This window comes from Colwellia sp. Arc7-D, from assembly GCF_003061515.1.
Lineage (GTDB): Bacteria > Pseudomonadota > Gammaproteobacteria > Enterobacterales > Alteromonadaceae > Cognaticolwellia.
The window spans coordinates 371,030-385,791 of sequence record NZ_CP028924.1 but is presented as its reverse complement, the minus strand read 5'-3'; the positions used below and the strand labels follow the sequence as shown (position 1 = coordinate 385,791).

18 protein-coding genes are annotated in these 14,762 nt (G+C 36.4%); 6 read left to right on the top strand and 12 right to left on the bottom strand.

Features of this window, described 5'->3' with window-relative positions; translation table 11 throughout:
* Positions 1-3 precede the first annotated feature (3 nt).
* From DBO93_RS01680 to DBO93_RS01655, 6 genes are all read right to left on the bottom strand, one after another.
* Positions 4-693, bottom strand: a complete 690-nt coding sequence (locus DBO93_RS01680; protein WP_108454785.1) for a ChrR family anti-sigma-E factor — start codon at positions 691-693, stop codon at positions 4-6.
* Positions 686-1,312, bottom strand: coding sequence for a sigma-70 family RNA polymerase sigma factor (locus DBO93_RS01675; protein ID WP_108454784.1), 627 nt, complete (start codon positions 1,310-1,312; stop codon positions 686-688). Before DBO93_RS01675 ends, DBO93_RS01680 begins: the two co-directional genes overlap by 8 nt.
* Before the next feature lie 69 nt (positions 1,313-1,381).
* Positions 1,382-1,957 (bottom strand): LON peptidase substrate-binding domain-containing protein, encoded by a 576-nt coding sequence (locus DBO93_RS01670; protein WP_108454783.1) that lies wholly within the window; start codon positions 1,955-1,957, stop codon positions 1,382-1,384.
* A gap of 249 nt (positions 1,958-2,206) precedes the next feature.
* Complete coding sequence (locus DBO93_RS01665; RefSeq protein ID WP_108454782.1) at positions 2,207-2,767, bottom strand: DUF3833 domain-containing protein; 561 nt, start codon at positions 2,765-2,767, stop codon at positions 2,207-2,209.
* Positions 2,764-3,399 (bottom strand): chalcone isomerase family protein, encoded by a 636-nt coding sequence (locus DBO93_RS01660; protein ID WP_108454781.1) that lies wholly within the window; start codon positions 3,397-3,399, stop codon positions 2,764-2,766. Before DBO93_RS01660 ends, DBO93_RS01665 begins: the two co-directional genes overlap by 4 nt.
* On the bottom strand, positions 3,377-3,892 hold the full coding sequence (locus DBO93_RS01655) for a DUF2878 domain-containing protein (RefSeq protein WP_162533695.1): 516 nt from the start codon (positions 3,890-3,892) through the stop codon (positions 3,377-3,379). The genes DBO93_RS01660 and DBO93_RS01655 overlap by 23 nt, the downstream gene beginning before the upstream one ends.
* A gap of 147 nt (positions 3,893-4,039) precedes the next feature.
* Here DBO93_RS01655 and DBO93_RS01650 point away from each other — a divergent pair, with 147 nt between their 5' ends.
* On the top strand, positions 4,040-4,456 hold the full coding sequence (locus DBO93_RS01650) for a DUF3429 domain-containing protein (RefSeq protein WP_108454779.1): 417 nt from the start codon (positions 4,040-4,042) through the stop codon (positions 4,454-4,456).
* A 153-nt stretch (positions 4,457-4,609) separates the two neighbouring features.
* Here the strand turns inward: DBO93_RS01650 and DBO93_RS01645 are convergent, their stop codons facing one another.
* From DBO93_RS01645 to DBO93_RS01630, 4 genes are all read right to left on the bottom strand, one after another.
* Positions 4,610-4,825 (bottom strand): TIGR02450 family Trp-rich protein, encoded by a 216-nt coding sequence (locus DBO93_RS01645; RefSeq protein ID WP_108454778.1) that lies wholly within the window; start codon positions 4,823-4,825, stop codon positions 4,610-4,612.
* The gene (locus tag DBO93_RS01640; RefSeq protein WP_239059068.1) at positions 4,822-5,088 is read right to left on the bottom strand and encodes a DUF3081 family protein; all 267 of its coding nucleotides are present in this window, start codon (positions 5,086-5,088) and stop codon (positions 4,822-4,824) included. Before DBO93_RS01640 ends, DBO93_RS01645 begins: the two co-directional genes overlap by 4 nt.
* Positions 5,088-5,360 carry a DUF6482 family protein gene (locus DBO93_RS01635; RefSeq protein ID WP_108454777.1) on the bottom strand — a complete coding sequence of 91 codons (273 nt, stop codon included), beginning with the start codon at positions 5,358-5,360 and terminating at the stop codon, positions 5,088-5,090. Before DBO93_RS01635 ends, DBO93_RS01640 begins: the two co-directional genes overlap by 1 nt.
* Positions 5,361-5,667: 307 nt before the next feature.
* Positions 5,668-6,171 carry a lactoylglutathione lyase family protein gene (locus tag DBO93_RS01630; RefSeq protein WP_108454776.1) on the bottom strand — a complete coding sequence of 168 codons (504 nt, stop codon included), beginning with the start codon at positions 6,169-6,171 and terminating at the stop codon, positions 5,668-5,670.
* A gap of 94 nt (positions 6,172-6,265) precedes the next feature.
* Between DBO93_RS01630 and DBO93_RS01625 the strand changes: the two genes are divergently transcribed.
* The 5 genes from DBO93_RS01625 to DBO93_RS01605 all read left to right on the top strand — a co-directional run bounded on the left by DBO93_RS01625 (position 6,266) and on the right by DBO93_RS01605 (position 12,182).
* Positions 6,266-7,144 carry a LysR family transcriptional regulator gene (locus DBO93_RS01625; protein WP_108454775.1) on the top strand — a complete coding sequence of 293 codons (879 nt, stop codon included), beginning with the start codon at positions 6,266-6,268 and terminating at the stop codon, positions 7,142-7,144.
* A 286-nt stretch (positions 7,145-7,430) separates the two neighbouring features.
* Positions 7,431-8,312: a kinase gene (locus DBO93_RS01620; protein ID WP_108454774.1), complete on the top strand. Its 882-nt coding sequence runs from the start codon at positions 7,431-7,433 to the stop codon at positions 8,310-8,312.
* On the top strand, positions 8,309-9,136 hold the full coding sequence (locus tag DBO93_RS01615) for an HAD-IIB family hydrolase (protein WP_239059067.1): 828 nt from the start codon (positions 8,309-8,311) through the stop codon (positions 9,134-9,136). The genes DBO93_RS01620 and DBO93_RS01615 overlap by 4 nt, the downstream gene beginning before the upstream one ends.
* Before the next feature lie 58 nt (positions 9,137-9,194).
* Complete coding sequence (locus DBO93_RS01610; protein ID WP_108454773.1) at positions 9,195-10,421, top strand: glycosyl transferase; 1,227 nt, start codon at positions 9,195-9,197, stop codon at positions 10,419-10,421.
* A gap of 15 nt (positions 10,422-10,436) precedes the next feature.
* Positions 10,437-12,182: a sugar phosphorylase gene (locus DBO93_RS01605; RefSeq protein WP_108454772.1), complete on the top strand. Its 1,746-nt coding sequence runs from the start codon at positions 10,437-10,439 to the stop codon at positions 12,180-12,182.
* A 69-nt stretch (positions 12,183-12,251) separates the two neighbouring features.
* Here the strand turns inward: DBO93_RS01605 and DBO93_RS01600 are convergent, their stop codons facing one another.
* Together DBO93_RS01600 and DBO93_RS01595 are read right to left on the bottom strand one after the other, a co-directional pair.
* Entirely contained in the window at positions 12,252-13,550 is a 1,299-nt protein-coding gene (locus DBO93_RS01600) for a GGDEF domain-containing protein (RefSeq protein ID WP_108454771.1), read from the bottom strand.
* Between the two features lie 13 nt (positions 13,551-13,563).
* Positions 13,564-14,565 carry an ABC transporter substrate-binding protein gene (locus DBO93_RS01595; protein ID WP_108454770.1) on the bottom strand — a complete coding sequence of 334 codons (1,002 nt, stop codon included), beginning with the start codon at positions 14,563-14,565 and terminating at the stop codon, positions 13,564-13,566.
* Between the last annotated feature and the right edge of the window lie 197 nt (positions 14,566-14,762).

The window sequence follows — 14,762 nt, the reverse complement described above, 5'->3', positions numbered from 1 at the left end:
CTACTAGTAAATAAATGCACCAATAGGGTTTAGTAATTTATTAATCCCTTGGGTAAAGTGTAGTGCATCATTGGCTACTGTATAGCAAAGACAACCATGTTCTGTTGCAGGTTGGTGCTGATGGCGTTTATCTAGCATGATAAAGTCACCTGCCACGTACTCTCCTTGCTCATCAGCAAAGGTGCCGGCTAGCAATAGTGTTAGCTCGAAACCTTTGTGCGTATGCTCGGGAATTGAACCACCAGGACCAATATGCAATAAATTAGTGTGAATTTCTCCTTCACCTAAATTTATGCGGGTGCGTGATAATTTACCAATTTGTGCTGTTCTTCCCAAATCCATATTGTCCAGCGTGTGTGGAAGCGAATACTGCATTCCTTTAAACGTAATTAAACGTTCGTCCGCAATAATTTTTGCAGGTGCTATATCATCAGTGGCTGTAATTTGACTAATAATGTCATCAAAATTCATTTCTGAAGTTTCAGACAAACTTTCATTACCCACAATTGGAGCACTGTGGAGTAGGTCTTGCTCAAAACTGGCTTCAGCAACTTGTTCTGTTAGGTGAGCAACTTTTTGTTGGCAGATTGGACACATGTCAGCATGTATTGCGATACCTGCCGCAAGTGAAGCGGGTAAGTCACCATCCACAAAACTTTTTAACAACGCAAATTTAGGGTGATGCTTAATCATGGTCTTCTCCTAATTTCAACTTCAGCTTGCCAAGTGCTAACCGAAGTCGAGACTTTATTGTGCCTAGTGGTAGATTTAAGTGAACAGCAAGCTGCTCTTGTGACATTTCCAAAAAGTAAAATCCTTTAACCACCTGTTGCTGGTTTTCGGGCAGCGTATCAATAATGCCTTTTAAATTACGACTTTGAATATGGTCACTGAATACTTCTTCCTCTGTATTTTCAGATTCTGCCAATGGCCATATATCATCACTGAGGTTGTCTTCTTTATTCGCTTTCATTTTACGTAACAAATCAAAAGTAACATTACGCATGATGGTATAAACCCAAGTGGTTGCCGCACCTTTGCTTTCATCAAATAGGTGTGCTTTTCTCCAGACATTCGTCATGGTGTCTTGCACAACTTCTGCTGCAAGTGCCTCACTATTTATTTTGCCTTGCGCTATGCGTTTTATTTTGGGTGCGAAAAAACTAAACACTTCAGTAAATGCTTGTTTATCTCTGTCATCAGCTATCGATTTAAGCCATTGACAAAGTTGGGGATGATCGATTTTATTAGTCATAAGACTAGATGTAGCATTTGCTTTATGACTTGGCAACTCTGAATGCAATAACTGCATGTTTCTTACCTATTATTTTACTTATATTGACTAATACGCAGACAAAACATGATTAGATCACATTAATATTTAAATACCTTCATCGGTTAAAATTATGCGCTGCAAAAGTTGCTTCGCTTGGTTATACGAATTTTGATTCGTGAATAACGTTTTTTCAGCGAGCTTTAAGGGGATAAGCTCCATCCAACGAGCAACTACCCAGTTACCCAATGAAAAGCACGGCTTCTGATATAATTCATCTAACTCTGTATTTTCACTAAAAAGTTTATTTAAAGAGGCTGATAGTTCACCTGTAGTTTTATCTAGGCTGGTATCTGGCCAATGACTTTTAGGGGTTACATCACCATGATGAAGGTTAACTTTATCTTGGGTAATCGCTTGAATGTCCACAAGGCACTTGCAACGAACATCAATTAATAAAATACCATCGTCACCTTGATCAAAGTTTATTACTTCAACCCAGCTGCCTACTTTCATGGTATTAACTTTCTCACTGTTATCATGACTAAAAATAACAAAGCCTTGGTTTTTCATTGCTAGCGATACCATTTTTAAATAACGAGCTTCAAATATGCGTAGTCGTGTAATTCCTTGAGGCAATATAAATATCGGCAACGGAAAAATAGGTAAGTTAAGAGTAGGCATCGGCTTTTAGTAACTCATATATGTTATTAGATAGTGGTTATACGTAGATAAACCAAAAAACGATCAAAAAAAAGCCTCATAAAGAGGCAAGGTGTTACACAGCGGGAGTAGAATGTATATATGTTGGTTATACGTAAAACATTTAAAATAAGATCATAAATAAATAGATGTTTTTAATAAGGCTTTAGCAAGATTGTATTTTGCTTTATTGATAACAAACTTATTAATAACAAAAGCGATATAAAAGCATCAAACACTTAGCTGACAATTTTTAATCGGTAACTGTTTATCAAAAAACAAGGTTATTTCGGCAACTGTGACACCCAGCTTTTTCATCTTAGTTCGATTAAAAACTCGATATTCATCGATTTGATACATCCAATCATCAAGTGAGAGTTCAATAACATCGCCATCGATAGGCACCATTAAATTGTATTGCCACTGAAATGCAAAACCCTTTTGCTGACCATTAGCTTCGCCAACTACATCTTCAGCTCGGCCCCGATATTTACCCTGTTCTAATTTTGTTAACTGCCAGTTTCGGTAGCTAACCTCTCCATCAGTAAAATAAAATACTTCTTTTAATATACCTTCGTTGCCCTGCCATTCGCCGTCAAGCTCAACACAAAAACGACGCGTAACTTTACTGCTGTAATCTTGCACCATTCCCCAGGCAATCGACTTACCATTGAAGTATTCTTGTATATCTAGCTTAGGAGATGTTGTCTGGTAATCTTCTAATTGTGCTGTACAGCTGCTAAGGGCGAGTACTAAGCCAAAAACCGCCATAAAATTTACATATTGCTTCATACATTATCTCCGAGAAGTTTTAATCTTAACTTAGGCTCGCTGGTGTTTTCATCTATCCAAATACCCAAGAATGTTTTAGCAAAAGTTGAACTTTCAATTTCACCAATATGCTCGCGATTCAAATAAAATACAGTTTTGTTTTGCTGAGTTAGCATTGATAATCGATCGCCTTTCTTAATGTCTTGCCAGATACTTTCAAGTAAAGGCAAAAAAGCTGAATACTCACTTTCTTTAAGCGATAAATGTTGCCACTGAGAAACGGTATTATCTAATAAATCTTTTTTACTAATATCGCGTAAGTAATGAATTTCAAACAATAACTGCTGACATAAATGACTAAAAGGTCGTTGGCCATCAGCAGTTGATAGCGAGCTTTCGTAAATATCCCAAAATAGCACCGAAAATTTAGCCCTGCCCAATAAGGTAAAACGTTGTTCGGTAATATCCTCTGTTAAACTATTAGGCTTAACCCATTGCCGTTCAACCGCTTCGCAGTTTTTATCTGTGAGACTAGGCTTTGTTTTTGCCACTAACTCTGTAGCGTAATCAGCAGCAACGTGAAATGAACATAAGTAAATAAGTGCTACCAGCACCGGTAAAATTTTAGTGTTAAACAGCATGGGTTTCTTCATTTAATACAAGTATCCAACGATTTAGTGCAAAAAATGCCAACATTAATGGTGCCCATATACAAGCGAGTAATACATAACTAACCCCTAACGATGGCACCAAATAAACCACAGAAAATTTAGCACCTGCAAGGTAACTTAGTGGCGCAAATATTGCGCCGGTGAAAAATTGTAATAACTTCGATTTTTCAAGAAACGCCAAGCTATGTCGAATGGTACCCGCGAAAACAATCCAAAGTGTGATTAGCCATAATGGAATACCGTTAGTCTCTGGAAAAATAAAAACACCGAAATAAACTAAAGCATAATCTAACCAAATACCTGTGGTGGCTACCAAACAGATTAACAGCAGTTCATTTTTAGTACTTTGAAAAGCCCAAAGTTGCACGATGAACAAAACCACGGCAACAGGAATAAATAAATCGCCAATAAAAACTAGGCCAAACCAAGCAATATTGAACCCGACCAAATTCCACAAGGGAGACTTTATTCTCATTATAGTACCTAGCATTCTTTTACGATTGTATTGGTTCATACGTAATAAAATGAAAATCGGATTAGTTTAAGCACTAATTTATGATCTAAGTGCAAGAAATCGTCGTATATAAGAGGAGTAAGTCATTAAAATGCGGTACAACTTATAATGTATATAAAACAATACTTAGGATATTTGGGGCTAATACCTTTTATACTCACATTCGCTTTCGGCAATTATATTGAAAAATTTTTAAGCATACCTGCGGAAAAGGTTTTTATATTTTACAGTGCAATTATACTGAGTTTTATTGCTGGTACCCTATGGCGTAAAGACACTGACAAGGTCAGTATTCAACTGCAGGTTTTAAGCAATCTCTTTAGTTTACTCGCTTTTCTGACACTATTTTTACCCAGTTATATCGCACTGGTGGCCTTATCAAAAATTTATTTGTTGTCTTTACTTTGTGAATACCATTTTGATCATGCCGCCCCAGAAAATTATAACTATTTACAAATGCGCATGCACCTTACGGCCTTAGTCGTTACTATGCACATTATAGCTTTTGTAATTTGGTGTATTTAATGACTAGATTTTACTACACAGGTAAGTTGAATTTAACAATGAGTATTTAGCTAACTAGGTCTAAAAATAAGTAGTTAAAATCTAATGGCTTAAAGAATAAGGTTGGGATTAAAATCAGATTTAAATAATCTTAATCTCCATTCAAAATAGGTATTATTGCCAACCAAAGCGCCAAAGTTTAGGTTCTTTTAAATCACGCCAATTTATCGCGTATTCATTATGGTTAATCACCGCCGTTATTATGCATTCAACAACATTCTTGTGTTCATCAAACTCGACCTGCGTAATCACAAAATGCTTTTCTCGGTTTTCAACACTGAGCTTAGTCCACTTACTATTTATCAGTACTTTAGGATTAACTCTGTTCATACTGCTGATACCAATAATTTGTTAACTTTAGTTAAAAAAGCGTCCATGGTTTCTTGTTCTTGAAAGTCAAAAGTATAACGACCGTGAAATAACAGGGTCAATGTCAAATCTTTATAACCTAAAAAGCAGGTGTAGCCATCAAAATCATGCCATGCTTTAATGCCTTCAAATTCATAGTTACCCTCAACTTTACTTCCTTGAGTCGTTACTATATTGAACACCTGTAATAAATCGCTCAAGGCAACATTATTATTTTTCATCATTAACATAATATCCTTTGTCTATAGCGGGCACTGCTAGGTAGCCCACACATTTCATCGTAAGCACAGTTTAATTCAAGCATCGCAGAAAAAATATCATTACGTCTTAAATAGGCCTTAGCTTCAACTATTGTAGCAACAACTTGTACTGATTTTTGTTTAAGCCCTGAAAAGTTATTGTTTGAGTCGACAACACCGACGAGGTAATGATTAGTATCGCCCACAGCGATAATCAAGGGTTGTAAAAAAGTAGTTGATGTTGAACTTGATTGCACGCTAAACCTCCTGATTTATGTCCGCATTAATTATCTCTTTTAGTTAGTAATGTTATACGTTTCTATTCACAATTAAGTTCAATATTAGCGGCATTAATAGCGTATTTTATTTTGAATAAAGAAGTATGCAGATTTAATGAAATGGAAGGTTTTATCTACTGAAGTAATTTATATAGGACAGTGTATTCATAAACAAGTATCCCCTAAAGCGGGTAGCTTTGAATGCCTACCTTATAATGATTAGGTAAGCATTCAAAACCAAACAGCTTAAATTTATAAGCTGTTTGGCTAGCAATAACCATCACAGTTACTGGTAAGCACCTTGTGAATAAGTTAATTCATAGCTGTGACTATAAATTTCAAGAATATTACCAAACGGGTCTTCCATGTATATCATACGGTAAGGCTTTTCACCTGGGTAATAATAACGCGGCGCGGCCATACGCTTTTTACCACCAGCAGCAACAATTTTTTCTACTAACTCTTCAAGATTTGGATCTTGTACACAAAAGTGAAATACACCTGTTTTCCAGTATTCAAAATTGTTATCTGGATTTTGCTGGTTTTTAAACTCAAATAACTCAACACCGATACGATCACCTGTCGACATATGGGCAATTTTAAATTTATCCCAATTGGCGCCAAATACATCGGTACACATAACACCTATGGCACTGTCGTCTTCAACAACTTCTGTTGGTTCCATAATTAAATACCAACCTAAAACCTCAGTATAAAACTTAACCGCCTTTTCTACACTCGGCACTGAAATTCCTATGTGTGAAAATGTTCTTGGATATGCTTTGCTCATGTGAATAACCTCTTTTAATTTGATAGACAAAGTATAGTGAACATTATAAATTATAAGAAATTATCATTAATTATGATTATAAGTACATTTCGTTATGATAAATCTTGTTTGGTTAAAAACTTTTTGCACATTAGTTGAAGTAGGCCACTTCACTAAAACCGCTGACATGCTTTTTATGACCCAGTCTGGAGTAAGCCAACAAGTAAAAAAATTAGAACAGCAACTCAGTACACCTTTACTGATCCGCGAAGGTAAATCTTTCTCACTCACAGACGCAGGCATTAAATTAAATCAACAAGGTCAAAATTTATTACAGCGCTCAGCTGAACTAGAAAAATCAATAAAATATGATGATCAATATACTGGCACTGTCACGATTGCTTCACCCGGTAGTATTGGTTTAAAGCTTTACCCTTATATGCTCGATATTCAACAACAGCACCCCAAATTAGCGATAGATTACAAATTTGCGCCAAATAAAAATATAGCGCAGGATTTAGTTGAACGTAAGATTGATATTGGCTTGGTTACGGAACTGTGCAAGGCTGAGAATATTGTTAGCCAAGAAGTTACCGTGGAGCCTTTAGTGTTAGTGACTGCACATAATGTCAGCAACATCGAATGGGGGAAGCTAATCAAAATTGGCTTTATAAATCATCCCGACGGTCAACATCATGCACAACTTTTACTGAGTAAAAACTACCCACAATTTGAACATATAAATCAACTTGAACATCGCGGTTTTTCTAACCAAATAAGCTTAATTTTAGAGCCAGTGAGTCGAGGGATTGGTTTTACCGTATTACCTTTACATGCTGTAAATGCTTTTAGTAATCAAAAAGCACTAAAAGTGCATAAATTAAAGCACTCGGTGAATGAAACTCTGTACTTATGTCAAAACCGCCACACGCTGGAAAATAATCGCAGTAAGTTTATTAAAAGAAAAATTATTGATTTTATTGGCTTAATATAAGTTTTGGTATAAGTATTAATACCATATTTTACAGTCAGATTAAAAAACCTCCCGCGTGACCTCTTAAACCATACTATTCTTAATTAAGTACAAAAATCAGTTGCACCAATATGGATCAATTAATTTGATTGGTGCATTTTTATACCTTTAATTTTTTTACATCAAAACTACAACATTAAAAATAAACCTTAAATTACAAGGTATTAATTCAAATAGACAGCCACTAGAGATAGTGGCATAAGAGTTGAAGGTATCATGTTATTAATATTTAGCCACAGTGAAAATTATGCTTACTACTTTTATTAAACAACACAAGTTACCTGAAAAATTTAGACTGACAGCGAAAGACTATTTCCAACCTCTCGCCGAGCGAATTTTCAGCCAGTTTTCAAAAAGTAGTCGACCATACTTTGTAGGCATTAATGGTTGCCAAGGTAGCGGTAAATCAACACTTACCGATTACATTGGGGAGTATCTTACAAAAACGCACAAGTTAAATATCGTTGTAATGTCATTAGATGATTTTTATTTTACGGGTGAAAAACGTCAAGAACTTTCCCGTGATATTCATCCCTTACTAGCCACACGAGGTGTTCCTGGCACACATGACATGGCAATGCTCGAAAACACACTCATCAAATTAAAAGCAAAAGAAACCGGTTTTACTATCCCAAGGTTTAACAAAGCAACTGATGAACCCTACCCTCAAGAACAATGGCAAGTTATTGAAAAACCAATAGACATTATATTATTAGAAGGTTGGTGCTGGGGTGTAAAACCACAAACAGCCGAGCAATTAATTTCTCCGGTTAATGAGCTTGAACTTAAACACGATAAAAATGGCGCTTGGCGTAATTATGTTAACCAACAACTTCAACAGTACTATCAACCTTTATATGCACAGATGGATTTTTGGTTAGCCTTGCAAGCTCCTTCATTTGACTGTGTTTATAAGTGGCGCTTAGAGCAGGAAGAAAAATTAAAAGCTAACAATCAAGGTTTGTCTAATTCAAAAATAATGCAGTCTGATGGCATTTTAAATTTCACTCAATATTTTCAGCGCCTTAGCGTGCAGGCCTGTAACACTATTTCTCAATCAGCCGACGCTATTTTTTATTTAGATTACGCTAGAAACATTACAAGCGTACCCGTTACGGACGACGAATGATTAATAAAAAACCAATTATATTTAGTGATTTAGATGGCACGCTACTTGACCACTATAGCTATAAATCAACCGCTGCTGATCCAACACTGCAAGAATTGCAGCGAGCAAATATACCCGTAATTCTCAATACCAGTAAAACACTGGCTGAACTTGAAGTTATCAAGGTTGAACTTAAACTTAATACGCCATTTATTATTGAAAATGGTGCTGCTGTATACATTCCAAAAAGCACCTTCGCCACACAACCCGAAGACACTAAAGTAGAGGGTAATTATTGGGTGAAATCATTCTGTTTACCCAGAAAGCATTGGTTAGATTTACTCAATGAACATTGTGGTGGATTTAGTCAATATTATCGCGGATTTTCAATGTTATCAGTGGCAGAGTTGAGCCAAATAACGGGCTTAGACTTAACACAAGCCGAACGGGCAAAAGAGCGTCAGTATGGAGAACCTATTCAATGGCTAGGAGACGAGGTAACCAAAAAAGCCTTTATCGTACATTTAGTTGAATTAGGTGCCAATGTCGTTCATGGCGGAAGGTTTATTCATGTAGGAGGCTTTTGTGACAAAGGCCAAGCACTCATTTGGTTGACCGAGCAATACCGAGAACATTATAGCAACTGTTCGGTATACACCATTGCTTTAGGTGACGGTGAAAATGACACCCCCATGTTAGACGCTGCAGATATTGCGGTACAGATACGCTCCCCGGTTCATGATTTCCCCCCTTGTATCGGGAATATAAAACTAGTCAGACACAATTATATGGCCCAGAAGGTTGGGCAGAATCGATACAGCAGTTGCTCGCTGAGCAAATATTAGCGACCTAACGCCTAGCAGCAAAACCAAGTTCACCAAGCAATTAAATTAGAGGTATATCATGGCTGACTTTTATCAAAATGGAACGGTAACCACATTACATAATTTAGCTCAACGCGACCCAGAAAACATGGCAGCTGAGTTATTAGAATTCTCAAAAAAACGTTCTTTGGGGCTTATTCTTCCCTCTTTATTTTCCGAGTTAGAAGGAAAAGCATTACCAGACATTATCAGTAAAATTAAAGACGTAAAATACCTGTCTGAAATCGTTATTGGTTTAGACCGTGCAGATTTAGCGCAATACAAACACGCCTTGTCGTTTTTTGGGCAATTGCCTCAACACCATCGAGTATTATGGAATGATGGACCAAGACTACAAGCAATAGATGCAAAACTACAAAAGCTGGGTTTAGCGCCTAAAGAGCTCGGTAAAGGACGTAATGTTTGGTATTGCATGGGATATATTTTAGCGTCAGGTAAGGCTGAATCAATTGCGCTGCACGACTGTGATATTTTAACTTACGAAAAAGAATTACTCGACCGACTGCTTTATCCGGTTGCTAATCCGTTATTTAATTATGAGTTTTCCAAAGGGTTTTATGCTCGAGTAGCTGGTGGAAAAATCAATGGTAGAGTGTCTCGCCTACTGGTGACTCCACTGATAAAAGCATTGAAAAAAACCGTCGGTCATTGTGACTACCTCGAATACATGGACAGCTTTTTATATCCACTTGCTGGCGAGTTTTCATTTCGCCGAGATGTCTTAAGTGACATACGCATTCCAAGTGATTGGGGATTAGAGATAGGCGTTTTATCTGAAATGTATCGTAACTACTCGCCAAATCGCCTTTGCCAAGTCGATATAGCAGCCACCTACGACCATAAACATCAGGACTTATCTTTAGATAGCACCGCCGGCGGCTTATCAAAAATGTCGATAGATATTAGCAAAGCCTTTATTCGTAAACTTGCCACGCAAGGCGAAACCTTTAGTGCTGAAAAGTTTAGAACCTTAAAAGCAACGTATTATCGTATCGCGTTAGATTATGTTGAAACTTATAGAAATGATGCAATGATGAACGGCCTTGAGCTTGATATTCACAGTGAAGAAAAAGCGGTAGAAATGTTCGCAGAAAATATTTTAACCGCCGGAAACACTTTTTTAGAAAATCCAATGGAAACACCTTTCATACCTTCTTGGAACCGTGTTGTAAGTGCTATTCCTGATATTTTATCGCAGTTAAAAGAAGCCGTAGAGTTAGATAATAAAGAATTTAGTCAAACATAAAGGAAAGTGTCGATTATGTCAGCGCAGCTTAAACCGTTAAAAAACAAATTAATTCAACAGCTCTCAACTATTTATCAAGATATTACGCTTAAACAGCCTATCGATGATATTGCAGATGCCTTGATTGACATTATGCAATTAACAAGCGAGATAGAGCCGCCAACACCTTTTACAAATCATTGGTCGGAAACTGACATTATATTGATCACTTATGGTGATAGCGTTATAAAAACAGGCCAAGCACCATTACAGACGCTGAAAAATTTTTTAGATAGAAACATTAAAGACACCATTAATAGTGTGCATATTTTACCATTTTTTCCGTATAGCTCTGATGATGGTTTTTCGGTTATTGACTATTCTTCTGTTAATGAGTCTTTGGGTTCTTGGCAAGATATCACTGAGATAAGTCAAAATTATCAGTTAATGTCGGATTTGGTGATTAATCATTGCTCAAGTCGCAGTGCATGGTTCGATAACTTTATAAAAGGTGAAGGACAAGGGCATGACTTTTTCTTTACCGCGCAGTTAGATGATGACCTATCAAATGTGGTGCGTCCACGAACCTCACCTTTATTAAAAGAAGTGGTAACTGGCCAAGGACAAAAGTTTGTTTGGTGTACCTTCAGTCATGATCAAGTTGACTTTGACTTTCGTAACCCTGAAGTATTAAAAGCCTTTACGTCGATTATTCGGCAATACCTTGATAGCGGAGTAAAAATATTCAGATTTGATGCTATTGCTTTTTTATGGAAGATTGTTGGACGTGATTGTATCAACTTACCCCAAACTCACGAGGTGGTAAGATTATTACGAACACTCATTGAGTCTGCTGACCCTAAAGCTATTATTATTACTGAAACTAATATCCCTAACACTCAAAACCTGACTTACTTTGGTAATGCTAATGAAGCGCATGGGATTTATAATTTCTCCCTACCTCCGTTACTTATCAACACCTTACTTACCGGCAATTGCACACATTTAAAACGATGGCTTATGAGTATGCCACCCTCGCAAGACGGCACAATGTATTTCAACTTCATTGCATCACATGACGGAATTGGTTTACGTCCTGCCGAGGGTTTATTAAATGACTCTGAGCTTGATAACCTCGTTCAAACCATCGAGAGTTTTGGCGGTAAAATTTCATGGCGAACATCAGACCAGGGCGAACAAAAAGCTTATGAAATGAATATTGCCCTTTATGATGCACTACAAGGTACAGTGAAAGGTAAAGATGAATGGAATTTTGAACGTTTTATTTGTGCACATGCCATTATGTTTGCGCTTGAAGGTGTGCCTGGGATTTATATCCACAGTATGTTGGGTACGAAAAATGATTACAACAAACTTGCCAATACGCATAATAACCGCTCGATTAATCGTCATCGTTGGGATGATGATGAGCTAGAAAGCACTTTAGCAAATACTGATTTACATCATGGTAAAGTACTTTCAACCTTAAAATCGTTATTAAGTACTCGTATTAAACAGCCTGCATTTCATCCTAATGCGACGCAATTTACACTTCATTTGGGGTTACAGTTATTTGGTTTTTGGCGACAAAGCCAAAACAGAAAACAAAGCATGTTCTGTGTCAGTAACATTTCAGATAAGCCTGTCGCTTTGCCCTTAAGCGAGCTTAATTTAATTGTGACCGAAGCTTGGGTCGAATTAATAAGCGGTGATAAAATAACCGTGTTAACGGAAGAAATAATGTTATCGCCTTATCAAACAGTATGGATATCTAATAAATAGCAAAGCTAAAATAGCATTATTACTACATTGCAGTATGAATTGTAGTAATAATGCAGTCATCGGTTACTGTTAGCTTGTGATAGCATCACAAGCTGTTGTACTGTCTATCACCTCGATCCTATTACGTCCATTTTCCTTGGCTCGATACATAGCGATATCAGCATCTTTTATTACCGATTCAAAATTAGCGTGATTGTCATTAACGACACAAATACCCAGACTTAAAGTCACACATATTTCGTTACCTTCAAAGGTAATAGCATTATTTGCTAAAGATTTTTGAATACGTTCAGCCGTTTTAACGGCGCCAGATAACTCGCTTTCAGGTAAAAGTATAATAAATTCTTCACCGCCATAGCGTGCAAAAAAATCAATATTTCTAATTTCTTCAGAGCATATTTTACATATATGTTTTAATACTTCATCACCAAATGAATGACCAAATTGATCATTCACATCTTTAAATAAATCACAATCTAACAATATAATGGTAAATTTATTATGACTCCTTTGAATTCTAGAAAACTCTGCATTACCTCTTTCAAATAAAGCACGTCTATTAGCAACACCTGTTAATGGGTCGGTATTAGACAGTTTTTCTAACACCTCGGTTCTCTCAGCTACAATTTGGGTCATCGACTCTAAAGAAATGGTTGTTTCACTTAACTCCGTATTCATTTCATTAAATGCATTAGCAATACTGTCAAACTCTTCAGATTTATTAGACAGTTCTATTTTTTGAAAATTGCCACAACGGGTATTTACAAAAGCTGATTTAACTTCTTTGAGTGAAGTTCTAAAGATTCTAACGACCTTAAATGCACCAAAAACCATAATAAAAAGGCTCAGCAATAATATCGACAAAATGATAATAACTTGCTGACGAATAACGCTATTTATATCAACCTGCACAATATTAAAAAGCTGAATAGAGTCGGCTCTTATTGCTTCCAATTGTGTTATCAACCTAATTTTTAAATGCTGTTTAATGTTCTCACCTGCATTTAACAATTTATTTTTTGTAATCGCGTTAAATAACCGTAAAACATTTTTATTTTGGCTTTCAATACTATTTTGAATAGTTTGCTGTTGCGAGGTCAAGTTAGGGGTTGATCTTAGTAGCTCACTAAAATCACGATCTAATGCCAACCAATTATCGGTATTAAAGTCGTTCGCGTAAATATTTTCAATACTAATAAATTGTTTTAAAATGTTGGCATGATTTTCAACTTTATGAGCATACCTTTCTCTTTCCAATGCAACATTGACCACCTGAATTGACCACAATATACTGATCGCAAGTGCAAGAAAAAACACACAACTACTGAGCGTAAATGCGTAAATGTTCTGTTGTAAGCTTAACTTCATAGAATATCCCTTTTCACATTGAAAGGTTTACTGACCCAGGACTGACCTTGGTAAGTGCCCTACTATCAACAATACGATCTGTGTTGTGAATATGGTCAAACCCTCCTAATTGCGCCTCCATAGCCCAAATAGCTTGAGAGTTAATATTTAACATCAAGGAATGATTTAAGCCAAGCTTAAAAATGTAATCTGACCAAACCCAAGCAATAAATTCAGGATCTACATCCAACTCTGCAATGACTATTTTTTTAGCTGTTTCGGGGTTTGAAGCAATATAATCAATGGCAATGTTTAAGCCTTCAATAACACATTGTGCTTTTTCTAAAAGCTCGCTGTCTGCGGTTTTAGAGATCAGGTTAAAGCTCAAGGTGCTTAAACTTTTAGTATCGTGAATTTTTACTTTTTCATTCAATAGTTGCATCGCTTCAAAGGCAAAGGGTTCCCATGGAAGAATAGCGTCAACTTCCCCCTGATTAAAGCCATAGAGCAATTCTTCAGGTTTATAATGATGCAACTTGACATCATTCATCGTTAGCCCTTCAATAGCCAATAAAGTGCTTAAGATATATTCGCTAGATGTGCCTCTAGTAACTCCTATTCGCTTCCCTTTTAACGCTGACATGGACTCAATTTCATCAACAGCATGAGTAATTAATTTCACATCATTATCCGACTGTACGAACATAGCGTGGGTGACAAATTGCTGCGACGTTAAGCTTTGAAAAGCAATGACAGAATCTGAACTTGTGCCAAAATCAACCTCACCATTCATAACTTTTTCAAAAGATACTTGTCCTCCCATCACCTGATCAAACGTCACATCAACACAAGTATTTTCAAACGCATTTATAGCATTGGCAACATAAAAAGGCGTAGAAAGCGGCGTTTTAGAAACAGCAATAGTGATGGGGTATTTTTCTTGGTTTGTAAAACCTTCTACAATAAAGTAGCAAATTACAATACCAGTAATGGCAAGCACTAAAACAGCAGGTGCTAGTGGTTTTTTTTCATGCAAAGCTTAAATCTCCTTTTTTACCCATGCATTATCAATAGATATTATATGCACGTTTAATGATATATCCTATTAATTCAGCATCAAATCTTAATTAATTGAATTACGGCAGTCATTAAACAATAATATTAGCAGTTATCTTTTAATCTGCTTTTTAATTTACGTTAAAGTCTCTGTTAAACTTTAACGTTAAAAAAATA